The 15,919-nt window shown below is 71.7% G+C and carries 8 protein-coding genes; 4 read left to right on the forward strand and 4 right to left on the reverse strand.

The window, feature by feature from the left end:
• Positions 1 to 138 precede the first annotated feature (138 nt).
• Positions 139 to 1,362, reverse strand: a complete 1,224-nt coding sequence (locus tag ACFYYR_RS30520) for a winged helix-turn-helix domain-containing protein (protein ID WP_388860777.1) — start codon at positions 1,360 to 1,362, stop codon at positions 139 to 141.
• Positions 1,363 to 1,807: 445 nt separating this feature from the next.
• On the opposite strand from ACFYYR_RS30520, the gene secA reads away from it, so the two are divergent.
• On the forward strand, positions 1,808 to 4,636 hold the full coding sequence (gene secA, locus ACFYYR_RS30525; RefSeq protein WP_388860780.1) for a preprotein translocase subunit SecA: 2,829 nt from the start codon (positions 1,808 to 1,810) through the stop codon (positions 4,634 to 4,636).
• Between the two features lie 330 nt (positions 4,637 to 4,966).
• On the opposite strand, the gene ACFYYR_RS30530 is transcribed toward secA, so the two are convergent.
• Positions 4,967 to 5,554, reverse strand: a complete 588-nt coding sequence (locus ACFYYR_RS30530) for an Rv3235 family protein (RefSeq protein WP_388860783.1) — start codon at positions 5,552 to 5,554, stop codon at positions 4,967 to 4,969.
• Between the two features lie 371 nt (positions 5,555 to 5,925).
• Here ACFYYR_RS30530 and ACFYYR_RS30535 point away from each other — a divergent pair, with 371 nt between their 5' ends.
• Together ACFYYR_RS30535 and ACFYYR_RS30540 are read left to right on the forward strand one after the other, a co-directional pair.
• The gene (locus tag ACFYYR_RS30535) at positions 5,926 to 6,432 is read left to right on the forward strand and encodes a DUF6912 family protein (RefSeq protein ID WP_388860786.1); all 507 of its coding nucleotides are present in this window, start codon (positions 5,926 to 5,928) and stop codon (positions 6,430 to 6,432) included.
• 102 nt (positions 6,433 to 6,534) lie between these two features.
• Positions 6,535 to 7,197: an HAD family hydrolase gene (locus tag ACFYYR_RS30540; protein WP_388860789.1), complete on the forward strand. Its 663-nt coding sequence runs from the start codon at positions 6,535 to 6,537 to the stop codon at positions 7,195 to 7,197.
• Between the two features lie 128 nt (positions 7,198 to 7,325).
• Here ACFYYR_RS30540 and ACFYYR_RS30545 read toward each other — a convergent pair whose 3' ends face one another.
• A complete protein-coding gene (locus ACFYYR_RS30545; protein ID WP_388860792.1) occupies positions 7,326 to 7,895 on the reverse strand; it encodes a DJ-1/PfpI family protein in 570 nt (189 codons plus the stop codon).
• Positions 7,896 to 8,339: 444 nt separating this feature from the next.
• Between ACFYYR_RS30545 and ACFYYR_RS30550 the strand changes: the two genes are divergently transcribed.
• Positions 8,340 to 13,328 (forward strand): NAD-glutamate dehydrogenase, encoded by a 4,989-nt coding sequence (locus tag ACFYYR_RS30550; RefSeq protein WP_388860795.1) that lies wholly within the window; start codon positions 8,340 to 8,342, stop codon positions 13,326 to 13,328.
• 155 nt (positions 13,329 to 13,483) lie between these two features.
• Here ACFYYR_RS30550 and ACFYYR_RS30555 read toward each other — a convergent pair whose 3' ends face one another.
• Entirely contained in the window at positions 13,484 to 15,772 is a 2,289-nt protein-coding gene (locus tag ACFYYR_RS30555) for a PIG-L family deacetylase (RefSeq protein WP_388860798.1), read from the reverse strand.
• Positions 15,773 to 15,919: the final 147 nt, after the last annotated feature.

Consider the following 15,919-nt stretch of genomic DNA (forward strand, 5'->3'; position numbering starts at 1 on the left):
GCGGCACGGCAGTGGCGCCCCGGTGCCGTTTCTCGGGGCCCTCGCCGGCGGGCCCCGGACCGGACACGGCAGGGCCCCGGCTCACTGGAGGCCCGGACTCGGCAGAACCCCGACTCTGCAACCCAGCAGCTCAGCAGCTCAGCGGCTCAGTGCTTCGGTGAGCGGCGCCGACAGCTCCGGCTGCATGATCCGCTCGACCCGTACGTCCTCGCAGCCCACCCACGCGGCTGCCTCCCGCAGCGCCTCCGCCATCGGCCGTACCGCCCCGCGTCCCTGGAGCGACAGCTGCCGTGCCACCAGCGTGGCCCCCTCCCGGGCGGGATCCACCCGGCCCAGCAGCCGTCCGCCGGACAGCAGCGGCATGGCGAAGTAGCCGTGCACCCGCTTCGGCTTCGGCACGTACGCCTCCAGCCGGTGGGTGAAGCCGAAGATCCGCTCCGTGCGCCTCCGGTCCCAGATCAGGGAGTCGAACGGGGAGAGCAGGGTGGTCCGGTGCCTGTTCCGCCGGGCCGCGTCCGCGAGCGCCGCCGGATCGGCCCATGCCTCGCCCGCTCCCCGCGGGACGGACCGGCCGGCGCCGGTGCCGTTCGCCGGCCGCCCCCAGCCCTCCACCCGTACGGGGACGAGCCGCGAGTCGGCGATCACGGCATCCACCTGCTCGCCCTTGAGCCGGTGGTAGTCGGCCAGGTCGGCCCGTGTGGCGACTCCCATCGCGGCTCCCGCCTGCTCGACCAGGCGGCGGATGCACGTGGAATCGTCGAGGTCGTCGTGGAGCAGCCGGTCCGGTACGGCGCGTTCCGCGAGGTCGTAGACCCGCTTCCAGCCCCGCCGCTCGGTGCAGACGACCTCGCCGGTGTCGAGCAGCCACTCGACGGCGATCTTCGTCTCGGACCAGTCGTACCAGGGGCCGCCGTTCTTGGCGCCGCCCAACTCCGTTGCGGTCAGCGGGCCGTCGGCCTTCAACCGGTCCCGCACCGCCGCGCACGAGCGCTCCGAGTCCTCCAGCACATGCCAGCGGTGGCCCTTCGCCCGGCGGGCCCGGCGGCGGAAGGCGAAGAGCGGCCACTCCTCGATCGGCAGGATGCACGCCGCGTGCGACCAGTATTCGAAGGAGTGGGTGTCCGTCCAGTACGCCGCCTCGACGGCGGGGCGGCCCACCGCGCCGAGCCGCGCATACGGCACCAACTCATGGGATCTGGCCAGCACCGAGATCGTGTCCAGCTGTATCGCGCCCAGATGACGCAGCACTCCCCGCACCCCGGCCCGGCGGTCCGGGGCGCCCAGGAGTCCCTGGGCGCGCAGGGCGATCCGCCGTGCGTCGTCGGCGGAGAGTTCGATGGCCGGCCTCGGCAACGTGGTCATGGGCCGCACCCTAGATGCCGCCACTGACAGTGCTGCCGGGACGGCAGACCCCCTGCCCGCGGCGTCCGCGCACCGGTGCGGGACGGCCCTCGCGACCGCAGCCCGGGGATCCCCCACGGCCAAGGGACCACCAGGTCGCATGGATGATCACTGATCGGCACACGGGAGGGAGCGGCCCCGGAGTCACCGGAAGCGGGCCGCGCGCCGGAGCGTGCCCGCCTCGCGCCGGGCCACCGTCGGGCGCCGGAGCGGTCGTGGGGCGGTTCCGGGGCACCTTCCGGGGCGCTCGTACGTTCTCCTTACGGGTGACACCGGCCCTTCCAGCAGACGGACCTCCCGGCGCGGCGGGGTCCTGACTTACGATGGCCGTTGCGGCGGGGCCTGCCCCTGCCGTGCCCGCGCACATGAACCGTGCCAGGCCCGACCGGCAAGGAGACCAACCTACGTGTCCGTCTTCAACAAGCTCATGCGTGCAGGCGAAGGCAAGATCCTGCGCAAGCTGCACCGCATCGCGGGCCAGGTCAACTCCATCGAAGAGGACTTCGTCAACCTCTCCGACGCCGAGCTGCGGGCACTCACCGACGAGTACAAGCAGCGGTATGCCGACGGTGAGAGCCTGGACGACCTGCTCCCCGAGGCGTTCGCGACCGTCCGCGAGGCGGCCAAGCGTGTCCTCGGACAGCGCCACTACGACGTTCAGCTGATGGGTGGCGCCGCGCTCCACCTCGGCTACGTCGCCGAGATGCGTACCGGTGAGGGCAAGACCCTCGTCGGTACCCTCCCCGCCTACCTCAACGCGCTGTCCGGCGAGGGCGTGCACCTGATCACGGTGAACGACTACCTGGCCGAGCGCGACTCGGAGTGGATGGGCCGGGTGCACAAGTTCCTCGGACTCGAGGTCGGCTGCATCCTGGCCAACATGACGCCCGCGCAGCGCCGCGACATGTACGCCTGCGACATCACCTACGGCACCAACAACGAGTTCGGCTTCGACTACCTGCGCGACAACATGGCGTGGTCGAAGGACGAACTGGTGCAGCGCGGCCACAACTTCGCCATCGTCGACGAGGTCGACTCGATCCTCGTCGACGAGGCGCGTACCCCGCTGATCATCTCCGGCCCCGCCGACCAGGCGACGAAGTGGTACGGCGACTTCGCCAAGCTCGTCACCCGGCTGACCAAGGGCGAGGCGGCGAACCTCCAGAAGGGGCTGGACGAGACCGGCGACTACGAGGTCGACGAGAAGAAGCGCACGGTCGCCATCCACGAGTCCGGCGTGAGCAAGGTCGAGGACTGGCTGGGCATCGACAACCTCTACGAGTCGGTGAACACGCCGCTCGTCGGCTACCTCAACAACGCGATCAAGGCCAAGGAGCTCTTCAAGAAGGACAAGGACTACGTCGTCATGGACGGCGAAGTCATGATCGTTGATGAGCACACCGGCCGTATTCTCGCGGGCCGCCGCTACAACGAGGGCATGCACCAGGCGATCGAGGCGAAGGAAGGGGTGGACATCAAGGACGAGAACCAGACCCTCGCCACGATCACCCTGCAGAACTTCTTCCGCCTCTACAACAAGCTCTCCGGCATGACCGGTACGGCCATGACCGAGGCCGCGGAGTTCCACCAGATCTACAAGCTCGGCGTGGTGCCGATCCCGACCCACCGCGACGTCCAGCGGATCGACCAGTCCGACCTGATCTACCGCACCGAGCCCGCGAAGTTCGCGGCCGTGGTCGAGGACATCGCCGAGAAGCACAAGAAGGGCCAGCCGGTCCTGGTCGGCACCACCTCGGTCGAGAAGTCCGAGTACCTGTCGAACCAGCTGGCCAAGCGCGGTGTGCCGCACGAGGTGCTCAACGCCAAGCAGCACGACCGGGAAGCGACGATCGTCGCGCAGGCGGGCCGCCGCGGCGCGGTCACCGTGGCCACCAACATGGCCGGCCGCGGTACCGACATCAAGCTCGGCGGCAACCCGGACGACCTGGCCGAGGCGGAGCTGCGCCAGCGCGGTCTCGACCCGGTGGACCACCCCGAGGAGTGGGCCGCCGCGCTGCCCGCGGCCCTGGAGAAGGCCGAGGCCGCGGTCAAGACCGAGCACGACGAGGTCAAGGACCTCGGCGGGCTCTACGTGCTGGGCACCGAGCGCCACGAGTCCCGGCGTATCGACAACCAGCTGCGGGGTCGTTCCGGCCGTCAGGGCGACCCGGGCGAGTCCCGCTTCTACCTGTCGCTGGGCGACGACCTGATGCGGCTGTTCAAGGCGCAGATGGTCGAGCGCGTCATGGCGATGGCGAACGTCCCGGACGACGTGCCGATCGAGAACCGGATGGTCACCAAGGCCATCGCCTCCGCGCAGTCGCAGGTCGAGCAGCAGAACTTCGAGACGCGCAAGAACGTCCTGAAGTACGACGAGGTCCTCAACCGGCAGCGTGAGGTCATCTACGGCGAGCGGCGCCGCGTCCTGGAGGGCGAGGACCTGCACGAGCAGGTCCGGCACTTCATGGACGACACCATCGACGCGTACATCCAGGCGGAGACCGTCGAGGGCTTCGCCGAGGAGTGGGACCTCGACCGGCTGTGGGGCGCGTTCAAGCAGCTCTACCCGGTGAAGGTCACCGTCGAGGAGCTGGAGGACGCGGCCGGGGACCGGGCCGGGATCACCTCCGAGTTCATCGCGGAGTCGATCAAGGACGACGTCCACGAGCAGTACGACGCGCGGGAGAAGGAGCTCGGCTCGGAGATCATGCGTGAGCTGGAGCGGCGTGTGGTCCTCTCGGTGCTGGACCGCAAGTGGCGCGAGCACCTCTACGAGATGGACTACCTCCAGGAGGGCATCGGCCTCCGCGCCATGGCCCAGAAGGACCCGCTGGTCGAGTACCAGCGCGAGGGCTTCGACATGTTCACGGCCATGATGGAGGGCATCAAGGAGGAGTCGGTCGGCTACCTGTTCAACCTGGAGGTCCAGGTCGAGCAGCAGGTCGAGGAGGTTCCCGTCACGGACGCCGAGGCGAAGGCCACGCTCGAGAAGGAGCCGGAGGACGCCGTTCCGGCCGCTGCCGTCGGTCGTCCCGAGATCCGCGCCAAGGGGCTCGAGGCGCCGCAGCGTCCCGACCGGCTGCACTTCACCGCCCCGAAGGTGGACGGCGAGGGCGACATCGTCGAGGGCGACCTGGTCGGCGACGACGGCCCGCCGCGCTCCGAGGCGGACGGCATGACCCGCGCCGAGCGCCGCAAGGCGCAGAAGGCCGCCGGCCGCCGCCGCAAGAAGTAGCCGCACGCAGCAGTCGCGGCTCGGACCGACGAACGGGCCGGGGCAGAGCACCGCACGGTGTTCCGCCCCGGCCCTTTCGCCCGTTCCGGTGCCGGTGCCGGTGCCGGTGCCGGTGCCGGTGCCCGTTCCGGGGCCGGGGCCGGAGCTGCCGGAGCTGCTGAGGCTGCTGGGGTGTGGGGTTCCGGGGCGTTCCGGCGCCCGGGGCGGGACACCGCGCGGGCGGAGCGGAGCCGGTCCTGCCCGGCGGCCGGAGTGGAGGGTCACGCCGCCGGAATCGGCATGTCGCCGGTCCGGTCACGTCGCCGGTCCGGTCCACGTCCGCCGGTTCGGTCATGTCGTCGGCGCGGGCAGGCCGAGTTCCACGGCGGAGCAGCGCCAGCGGTCGTCGGGGCCCTGTTCCAGCCGGAAGGCCAGCGCCCGGACGCGGTCCCCGTACACGATCCGCGCGAACGCCTCGATGACACCCGGCTCCGGACGGTATTCGTCGCACCGGCCGACGTACGGCGCCGGACCGGGCGACCCCGGACCGGGCGACCCGGGCGACGCGGGACCGGACGGCCGCAGCGGGGCCAGCGGGGCCAGCAGCACCAACTGGTCGTACGCGCCGCCCAGGGTGTGCCCCAGCATCCAGTGGACGGGCTTCTGCCCGCTCAGGGTCAGCAGCAGCCGGTCGGCGAACCAGTACCGGGGCTGCCGTTCCCGCTCCCGCCGCCGCAGGGCCGCCCAGGGTGCCGCGCCCGCGGCGCCGGGCCGGCGTGAGTCCCGGCGCCCCGGAGGAACGCTCCCGGCGGTGCGGCGACGCCCGGGGCCCTGGCCTCCGGCGGTCCTGCTTCCGGCGTTCCGCTCCCCGGCGGGCGTGCCGTCGGCGGTCCGGCGGTCGGTCCTGCGAGCCGAGGTCCTGTTCCTGTGGTGATCCATGCGTGCCCCCGCGGCATCGGCCCGGTGCGCATACCGGGCGGTAGCTTCGATGCGAGAACTTCTAACCGGCCCGCTGGACGCCCTGCAAGGACGGAGGCGCCGGCCGGGCCGCGCCGATCGGATTCACCTATCCGGGTGACGAGGGGCTCGTCGGGGGCCGCGGTGCCACACGCCGCCGCACGTCGGCGGCCGTGGGCGCCGGAGAAAAGCCGGTCCGCCGCGGGGCGTGACAGGGGGCGGAATGCCGCGTTCGGGGCGCGTCGCGGCCGGGCCGGGGGCGCCCCGTGCACCCCGAAGGGGGACCATCGCCCGTATGCTGGCGGGGCGTTCCCCTCGCTCACCGCTCCAGCGCCCTCACGAAAGCGACAGCCATGCGCGTCTACGTCCCCATGACCCTCCCCGGTCTCGCTGCGGCGCAGAAGGCGGGCGAGCTGGGGCCCGGCCCGCTGGATGCCTTCGCGGTGACACCGGCACTGCGCGAGTGGTACGTCTCCGACGACATCGAGGAGCTGGAGTACGCGGCGCTCAGCCGGGCCGCCCAGGCCTCGCTCCGGCAGCTCGCCACGGATCCGCAGGCTCCGCGCCGCCGGGTCGTGGTGGCCGTGGACGTCCCGGACGGTGCCGCCGTCGCCGACCCGGACCGCGGCCTGGACCCGTCGGCGCTCGGCGCCGTCCGCATCGCCCGGCCGGTCGCCCTGGCCAAGGCCGCCGCGGTGCACCTCGACTCCTCCGACGCGGAGCGGGACGTGACCGCCGCTGCCGCGGCGCTGGGCGCGGCGGACCTGGGGGACGACGACGCGCAGTTCACCGTGGACGGAGCCGAGGACCACGAGCTGCTCTGGTACGCGGTCCAGGAGATCCCCACGCTTCTCGGCTGACCGGCCGGACAGCCACTGGCTCCACCGGACCGGAGCCGGTGCCGGGCCCGGACCGGCCGCTGCCGGACTGCGGTGTCGTACCGACTGGGTACCGTTCTGAGCATGGGGAAACACGGGACGCACATCGTCTGGGACTGGAACGGGACGCTGTTCCACGACATCGACGCGGTCATCGCGGCGACGAACGCCTCGTTCGCCGAGATCGGTCTGCCGCCGATCACCCTCGCCCGCTACCGGGACCTCTACTGCGTTCCGGTGCCGCGGTTCTACGAGCGGCTGATGGGGCGGGTGCCCACCACGGAGGAGTGGGAGGTCATGGACGAGGCCTTCCACCGGCACTACTGGTCCCGGGCGGAGAGCGCGGCCCTCACCGAGGGCGCCGAGCAGCTGCTGGCCGACCGGCAGGCCGCCGGGCTCACGCAGTCGCTGTGTTCACTGGCGCCGCACGAGGAACTGATACCGATCGTGCGCACCCACGGCATCGAGCAGCTCTTCCTCCGGGTGGACGGCCGGATCGGACCGTCGCACACCGGCAAGGCGCAGCACATGGAGCGGCACCTCGCCGCCCTGGACGGTGCTGTCCGGCAGCGGATCGTGGTGATCGGAGATGCGGTCGACGACGCGATCGCGGCGGCGCACGTGGGGGCCAGGGCGGTGCTGTACACGGGAGGCTCGCACAGCCGGGCCAGTCTGGAGACGGCCGGTGTTCCGGTGGTCGACAGCCTGTCGGAGGCCGTCGAGGCGGCAGAGGATCTGTACGGCTGAGCAGGGGCGTGAGTGGGGCACCGGCGGTGCGGAGACCCGCCGGAGCCGAGGCGCGCAGGCCCGCGCGGGCCCGGGCGGCAGCCCGTCCGCCGGTGTCCGGGCCGTTCGTGCGGGCGGGGCGGAGAGCCTCAGGAGGACAGGGGGGCCTTCGTCCGGAGCACGGCCAGGAACTCGCGCATCCACGCCGGGTGGTCCGGCCAGGCCCGGGCGGAGACCAGCGTCCCGTCGACCACCGCCTCCGCGTCCTGGAAGGAGGCACCCGCCATCTGCATGTCCAGCTCCAGGGCCGGATAGGAGGTCACGCGCCGTCCGCTGAGCCCGTCGACGGCCGCCGTGAGCAGCGGCCCGTGGCAGATCTGGGCCACGGGCCTGTCGGAGTCGAAGAACGCCTTGAGGACCTTCCGCAGCTCCGGGTCGTTGCGCAGGTACTCCGGTGCCCGTCCGCCGGGGATCACCAGCGCCACGTACTGGCTCGGCTCCACCTCGGAGAAGGCCAGGTCGGCGGGCCAGGTGTAGCCGGGCTTCTCGGTGTAGGTGTCGAAGCCCTCCTCGAAGTCGTGCACCACGAAGCGCAGCCTCTTGCGGCTGGGAGCCGCGATGTGAACCTCGTAGCCCTCCTCGCGAAGCCGCTGGTACGGGTAGAGCACCTCCAGGGACTCCGCCGCGTCACCGGTCACGATCAGGATCTTGGCCGCCATGGCTCCCACCTCCGGGCTGTCCGTTTCGTTCCCCCCGAGGCCCAACCTGCACGGCGACGGTGGGTTTGCCAAGAGGGCCCACGTCGCTGTCCGGAACGTCAAACTTCCAGTCCAGGTTTTGTACACAAACGGCCCATGACGGCTCCCTGGGGAAGGGCGATAGCCTTGTCCCGTGATCAGCGCGATATGCCCTCCTCCCCCCGCAACGGGGTGGAGGGGCCTTCGCAGGGGCAGCGAAGCCTCTGTCATGAGCCCGGTGTGCCACCGTGCCCGGGCGGTCGCTGATCCCTCGGGCCGGGGCCACACGACGAGAATCGCCCCTTCCGGCCCGTTCACCTTTCATCAAGGCATACCGTCGACACCGAGCGGACATCCCGCGTCGCGACGTGATGCCGGTTTCCGCAACCAACGTCACGCAACGGCGCGCGACAGGAGCCAGAGGACATGCAGACCAAGCTGGACGAAGCCAAGGCCGAGCTGCTCGAAAGGGCTGCCCGGGTAGCTGAGAACAGCCCGGCCGGGAGTCAACAACCGGTTCAGGGCCTCACCCCGGAGGCCCTCACGGCGTACCTCCAGCGCTACTACCTCCACACGGCTCCCGAGGACCTCGCAGGCCGCGACCCGGTGGACCTGCTGGGTGCCGCGCTCTCCCACTACCGGCTCGCGGAGAACCGCCCCCAGGGCACCGCGAACGTCCGGGTGCACACCCCGACCGTCGAGGAGAACGGCTGGACCTGCACCCACTCCGTCGTCGAGGTCGTGACCGACGACATGCCCTTCCTCGTCGACTCGGTCACCAATGAGCTGTCCCGCCAGGGCCGCGGCATCCATGTGGTGATCCACCCGCAGATGGTCGTCCGCCGCGACGTCACCGGGAAGCTGATCGAGGTTCTCGACAGCAGTGGCGACGTCCACTCCGACCGCGCCACCCGCGAGCGGCCGCACGACGCGTCCACCGAGTCGTGGATCCACGTCGAGACCGACCGCGAGACCGACCGCGCCGATCTCAAGCAGATGACCGCCGATCTGCTCCGGGTCCTCTCCGACGTCCGCGAGGCCGTCGAGGACTGGGAGAAGATGCGTGAGGCCGCCCTGCGGATCGCGGAGGGGCTGCCGGACGAGCCGCGCGCCGACGACCTGCCGGAGCAGGATGTCGAAGAGGCCCGTGAGCTGCTGCGCTGGCTCTCCGACGATCACTTCACCTTCCTCGGCTACCGCGAGTACCAGCTGACGAGCGAGGCGACGGACGGCTCCCAGGAGGACGTGCTCACCGCCATCCCGGGCACCGGGCTCGGCATCCTGCGTTCGGACCCGTCCCACAAGGGCAGCGAGGGCCACCCGGTCTCCCCGTCCTTCAACCGGCTGCCGGCCGACGCCCGGGCCAAGGCGCGTGAGCACAAGCTGCTGGTGCTGACCAAGGCCAACAGCCGCGCCACGGTGCACCGCCCCTCGTACCTCGACTACGTCGGCGTCAAGAAGTTCGACGAGCAGGGCAATGTCGTCGGGGAGCGCCGCTTCCTCGGGCTGTTCTCCTCGGCCGCGTACACCGAGTCCGTCCGGCGGGTCCCGGTGGTGCGCCGCAAGGTCTCCGAGGTGCTGGCGACGGCCGGCTTCTCCCCGGACAGCCACGACGGGCGCGACCTGCTCCAGATCCTCGAGACCTACCCGCGCGACGAGCTGTTCCAGACCCCGGTCGACAAGCTCCGCGAGATCGTCATCAACGTCCTCTACCTCCAGGAACGCCGGCGGCTCCGGCTGTTCCTGCGCCAGGAGGAGTACGGGCGCTACTACTCCGCGCTGGTCTACCTGCCGCGGGACCGCTTCAACACCACCGTCCGGCACAAGCTGACCAACATCCTCAAGGACGAGCTGGGCGGCTCCAGCGTCGACTTCACGGCCTGGAACACCGAGTCGGTCCTCTCCCGGCTGCACTTCGTCGTCCGGGTCGAGCCGGGCACCGTGCTGCCGGACCTGACCGAGGCCGACATCGAGCGCATCGAGATCCGGCTCGCCGAGGCCGCCCGCTCCTGGGAGGACGGCTTCGCCGAGGCGCTCAACGCCGAGGTGGGCGAGGAGCGCGCCGCCGAGCTGATGCGGCGCTACGCCAATGCCTTCGAGGAGGGCTTCAAGGCGGACCACACGCCGCGCGGCGCGGTCTCCGACCTCCAGCACCTGGAACAGCTCACCCCGGCCGGCGGCGAGCGCGACTTCGAGCTCAGCCTGTACGAGCCCGTCGGCGCGGGCCCCGGGGAGCGGCGCTTCAAGATCTACCGGAGCGGTGAGCAGGTCTCGCTCTCCGCCGTGCTGCCGGTGCTCAACGGGCTCGGCGTCGAGGTCGTGGACGAGCGGCCGTACGAGCTGCGCTGCGCCGACCGCAGCTCCGCCTGGATCTACGACTTCGGGCTGCAGCTTCCCGCGCCGACCCAGAACGGCGGCGACTACCTCGCCGACGACGCCCGTGAGCGCTTCCAGGACGCGTTCGCAGCCGTCTGGAACGGTGAGGCCGAGAACGACAACTTCAACCAGCTGGTGCTGAGGGCCGGGCTCACCTGGCGGCAGGCCATGGTGCTGCGGGCCTACGCGAAGTACCTGCGGCAGGCCGGTTCCACCTTCAGCCAGGACTACATGGAGGACACCCTCCGTACCAACGTCCACACCACGCGGCTGCTGGTGAACCTCTTCGAGGCGCGGATGTCGCCGGAGCGGCAGCGGGCGGGCCTGGAGCTCACCGACGCGCTGCTGGAGGAGCTGGACGCGGCACTGGACCAGGTGGCGAGCCTGGACGAGGACCGCATCCTGCGCTCCTTCCTCACCGTCATCAAGGCGACCCTGCGCACCAACTACTTCCAGCTGGGCGACAAGACGGGCAAGCCGCACAGCTACCTCTCGCTGAAGCTCGATCCGCAGGCGATTCCGGACCTGCCCGCGCCCCGCCCGGCGTACGAGATCTGGGTCTACTCGCCCCGCGTCGAGGGCGTCCACCTCCGCTTCGGCAAGGTCGCCCGCGGTGGTCTGCGCTGGTCCGACCGGCGGGAGGACTTCCGCACGGAGATCCTCGGCCTGGTCAAGGCGCAGATGGTCAAGAACACCGTGATCGTGCCGGTCGGTGCCAAGGGCGGCTTCGTCGGCAAGCGCCTGCCGGATCCGTCGGTGGACCGCGACGCCTGGATGGCCGAGGGCATCGCCTGCTACAAGACGTTCATCTCCGGTCTGCTCGACATCACCGACAACCTGGTCGGCGGCGAGGTCGTGCACCCCCGGGACGTCGTGCGGCACGACGAGGACGACACCTACCTGGTCGTCGCCGCCGACAAGGGCACCGCGACGTTCTCCGACATCGCCAACGAGGTCGCCATCGCCTATGGCTTCTGGCTCGGCGACGCGTTCGCCTCCGGCGGTTCGGCGGGCTACGACCACAAGGGCATGGGCATCACCGCCCGCGGTGCCTGGGAGTCGGTCAAGCGGCACTTCCGGGAGCTGGGCCACGACAGCCAGACCGAGGACTTCACGGTCGTCGGCGTCGGCGACATGTCGGGTGACGTGTTCGGCAACGGCATGCTCCTCTCCGAGCACATCCGGCTGGTCGCCGCCTTCGACCACCGGCACATCTTCATCGACCCGAACCCGGACGCGGCCGTCTCCTATGCCGAGCGGCGCCGGCTGTTCGAGCTGCCGCGCAGCTCCTGGGCGGACTACAACACCGAACTGCTCTCGCAGGGCGGCGGCATCCACCCGCGTTCCGCGAAGGCCATCCCGATCAACGCGCAGATCCGGGCGGCGCTCGGGATCGAGGCGCGGGTCACCAAGATGACCCCGGCGGACCTGATGAAGGCGATCCTCCACGCCCCGGTCGACCTGCTGTGGAACGGCGGCATCGGGACGTACGTCAAGGCGTCGACGGAGTCCCACGCGGACGCCGGCGACAAGGCCAACGACGCCATCCGGGTGGACGGCCAGGACCTGCGGGTCAAGGTCGTCGGCGAGGGCGGCAACCTGGGCCTGACCCAGCGCGGCCGGATCGAGTTCTCCCTGTCCGGTGGCCCCGACGGCAGGGGCGGCAAGATCAACACCGACGCGATCGACAACAGCGCCGGTGTGGACACCTCCGACCACGAGGTGAACATCAAGATCCTGCTGAACAAGGTCGTCGAGGACGGCGACATGACCGTCAAGCAGCGCAACAAGCTGCTGGCGGAGATGACCGACGAGGTCGGTGCGCTGGTGCTGCGCAACAACTACGCGCAGAACGTCGCCCTGGCCAACGCCGTGTCGCAGGCGCCCAGTCTGCTCCACGCCCACCAGCGCTTCATGCGCCGGCTGGAGCGGGACGGCCGCCTCGACCGTGACCTGGAGGCCCTGCCCAGCGACCGGCAGATCCGGGAGCGGCTGAGCTCCGGGCGCGGGCTGACGCAGCCGGAGCTCGCGGTCCTGCTCGCCTACCTCAAGATCACGGTCGCCGAGGAGCTGATCACCACTGATCTGCCGGACGACCCGTACCTGACGCAGCTGTTGCACGCCTACTTCCCGAAGGCGCTGAACGAACGGTTCCTCGAACACATCGACAACCACGCGCTGCGCCGGGAGATCGTGACCACGGTCCTGGTGAATGACACGGTCAACAGCTCCGGTACGACCTTCCTGCACCGGATGCGGGAGGAGACCGGCGCCTCGACCGAAGAGGTGGTGCGCGCCCAGACCGCGGCTCGCGCGATCTTCGAGCTGGGCCAGGTCTGGGACGAGGTCGAGGGGCTCGACAACCGGGTTCCGGCGGATGTGCAGACCCGTATCCGGCTGCACGCGCGGCGGCTGGTCGAGCGGGGCACGCGCTGGCTGCTCAACAACCGTCCGCAGCCGCTGCTGCTCGCCGAGAACGTCGAGTTCTTCAGTGAGCGGGTGCAGAGCGTCTGGGCCGAGCTGCCCAAGCTGCTCAAGGGGTCCGACCTGGAGTGGTACCAGGCGATCTTCGACGAGCTGACCGAGTCCGGGGTGCCGGGCGAGCTGGCGCAGCGCGTCGCCGGTTTCTCCTCCGCCTTCCCGACGCTCGACATCGTCGCGATCGCGGACCGCACCGGCAAGGCGCCGCTGGACGTCGCCGAGGTCTACTACGACCTGGCGGACCGGCTGCGGGTCAGCCAGCTGATGGACCGGATCATCGAGCTGCCGCGCGCCGACCGCTGGCAGTCGATGGCGCGGGCCGCCATCCGCGAGGACCTGTACGCGGCGCACGCCGCACTGACCGCGGATGTGCTCGCTGCGGGCAACGGCAGCTCCACCCCGGAGCAGCGGTTCGGCGCATGGGAGCAGAAGAACGCCGCGCTGCTGGGCCGTGCCCGGACGACCCTGGAGGAGATCCAGAACTCGGACGACTTCGACCTGGCCAACCTCTCGGTGGCGATGCGCACGATGCGGACGCTGCTCCGCACGCACCAGTAGGAGGCGGACTCCCCGCACTGGTCCCGGTCTCCCTGCGGTCGCGCGCAGCGGAGGACGCGGTGCGGGGGAGGACGTCGCGGGATGGAACGGCGGAGGGGCGCCCGGACCTGGTCCGGGCGCCCCTCCCGTGTGTCGTGGCTCCCGGGCCGGGTGGGTCAGTGCCGGCCGGTGGCGGGGCGCCAGGGGGTGAGGTCGGGGGTGCGGCCGGTGCGGGTCCAGTAGAGCCGGCCGTCGAGGCCGATCGCGGCCACCGCCGGGCCGCCCGTGCCGGACCGGGCGCCGGCCGGGGCGCCGCTGAAGAGGAAGCGTCCGGGCTCCCAGTCCAGAGCCCGGGGCCGGCCTGCCGCGGCACGTCGCGCGGCCGAGCGGCCCGCGGTCGCACCCCCGCCCCCCGGACGTCCCGCGGCGGAACGTTCCGCCGCCGAGCCGCCCGCCGTGGAACCGCCCGTACCGGCTCGGCCCTTCGCGCTGCCGGCCGGTGCGTACCGGGCGGCGCTGACCGTGCCCCGGTCGTCCCGGGCCGTGAGCAGGACGCCGGACCCCTGGGGCGTCACCTCGACGGGGCCGAAGCCGGCGATGCCGCCCAGGTCGGCGGGTTCCGTCCGCCAGGTCTTGCGGGAGATCCCGACGGCACGGCCTGCGCGGGGCGAGTCCGAAGAGGACGCCGAGGACGGGGCCGACGGCGAGTGGGCGGTGAGCAGGTCGGCGGAGCCGGGGCGGCGGAAGTAGAGCCGGACCCCGGTGGCCTCCGGATGGGCGGTCAGCGGACCGGTGGTGGCGGGCAGTCCGGTCGGCTCCGGGGCACCCATGACCGCGCCGCGCCGGGGCTGTGACCAGGCCAGGACGGAGGCGGGGGTGGCGGCCAGTACGTGCATGCGGCCCTTCCGGTCCGTGGCGACCGCCAGGTTGCCGAGCAGTCCGGTGCCGCCCAGGTCCGTCCAGGGCTGCCAGGAGCCGTCGGCGTTCCGGGTGCGGGAGCTGAGGCCGTGGGCACCGTTGCGCAGGTAGATGGTCGCGCGGCCGGAGCCGTCCAGGGTGACGCCGGGCGCGCCGAGCTGCCAGCTGGCGACGGGGTCGGGGTCGGGGGCGCCGAGCGACTCCCAGGGGCCGAACCGGCCGCCCGGCACAGTCTGCGCGGTGGTCACCAGTTCGCGCCGGTAGTCCGCCGGTCCGGTGCCGAGCAGCGTACGGGTGGCGAAGACCGCGATCCGGCCGTCGCGCAGCCGCAGGGTCGTCACACCGTCGTCGATGCCCGCACCGGGCAGCAGGTCCGGGCCGGACCACTGGGCCGAGCCGCGGCCCCGCTGGCTCCACACGGCGAGCCGCCCGTCGAGGGTGCCGAACGCCCGCAGCGCGCCGTTCCGCTGCGGCTGGAGCCAACTGGTGCTCTCACCGCGGTGGTAGCGGATGCTCTGGGCCCAGTTGAAGCCCAGGGGGCGGGCGCCGACCTTCAGGTCGCCGCAGCCCGCGGCGTCGCGGCAGTCGCGGCCGTCGGTCCAGCCGTACGTCCGGATGGCGTCGAGCTTGGCCCGCAGGGCCGTGCGGTCCAGGGTGTGGGGCAGCGAGCCGTTGAGGTAGCCGAGGTACACCTGGGTGCCGACCGGGGGCCGGTCCGGTTCCCCGCTGTACCGGGCGAGCGCCCGCTGCAGGAACCGGGCGCCGTACATGTGGTCCTGGTGGTCGGTCCAGCCGATGCCGCTCCGCTTGCTGTCGGGGGTCGGGTCCTGCATCCGCACATACGTCGGCCGGAAGCGTTCCAGCAGCCCGGTGAGGGTGCTGACCAGCTGTTCCCTGGAGTAGGCGAAGTCCTCGGAGACGACGCTGCCGGAGGCGAGGAGGGAGTTGAGGGCCGGTACCCGGCCGTCCCAGAGACCGCGCAGGCTGTGCGGCCGGTCGCGTCCTATGCTCTCCGCCTCGTGCAGCTGCAGCCAGACGAGACGGATCTTCGGGTGCGCCCGGAGGGTGTCGAGCTCGGCCTCCCCACCGCCGTCGGTCGGCACGACCTCGCGCCGCCAGGGGCTCGCCGGGTCCCCGGTGGCCATGCGGGCGTAGGCGGCCCGGATGCCGTTCTGCCGGGCCTTGGCGAACTTCGCCCGGTCCGCGGGCGGCTGTTTCCGGCGTGCCTCCTCCGCGGAGGCGTTGACCCCGTTGGACTCGCCGGCCGTCAGATAGACGGTGGCCAGGGCGTTCCCGGAGCGCAGCGACTGGCTCAGGTCCGGGTTCATGAAGTACAGGTCGTCGTCCGGGTGGGCGACGACCTGGAGGACCGATTCCGCTGTCCTGATCCGCTGGTCGGCGGCCGTGCCCGCCGCACGGGCGCGGCCGGCGGCCGGCTCCCGGACGTCCGCCGTGCCACGGGCGAGAGGGGTGGAGCAGGAGGCCACGGTTCCGACGAGCGCCAGGGTGAGCGCGCTGCGGAGCAGACGGCGGGGTATCGCAGGCATCGGTGTTCGCTTTCGAGGTGCGGAACAGCCCAGGAGGCTGAGCAGGAGGAAGCCGGAGCAAGGAGGTGAGCCGGAGCAGGAGAGAGGCCGGAGCGGCGGGAGAGCTGTGGCACGCGGGGGAGGCGGCGCAGAGCGGAGGGGCGAACG

It is taken from the genome of Streptomyces sp. NPDC001922, from assembly GCF_042891165.1.
In the GTDB taxonomy this organism is placed as follows: Bacteria; Actinomycetota; Actinomycetes; order Streptomycetales; family Streptomycetaceae; genus Streptomyces.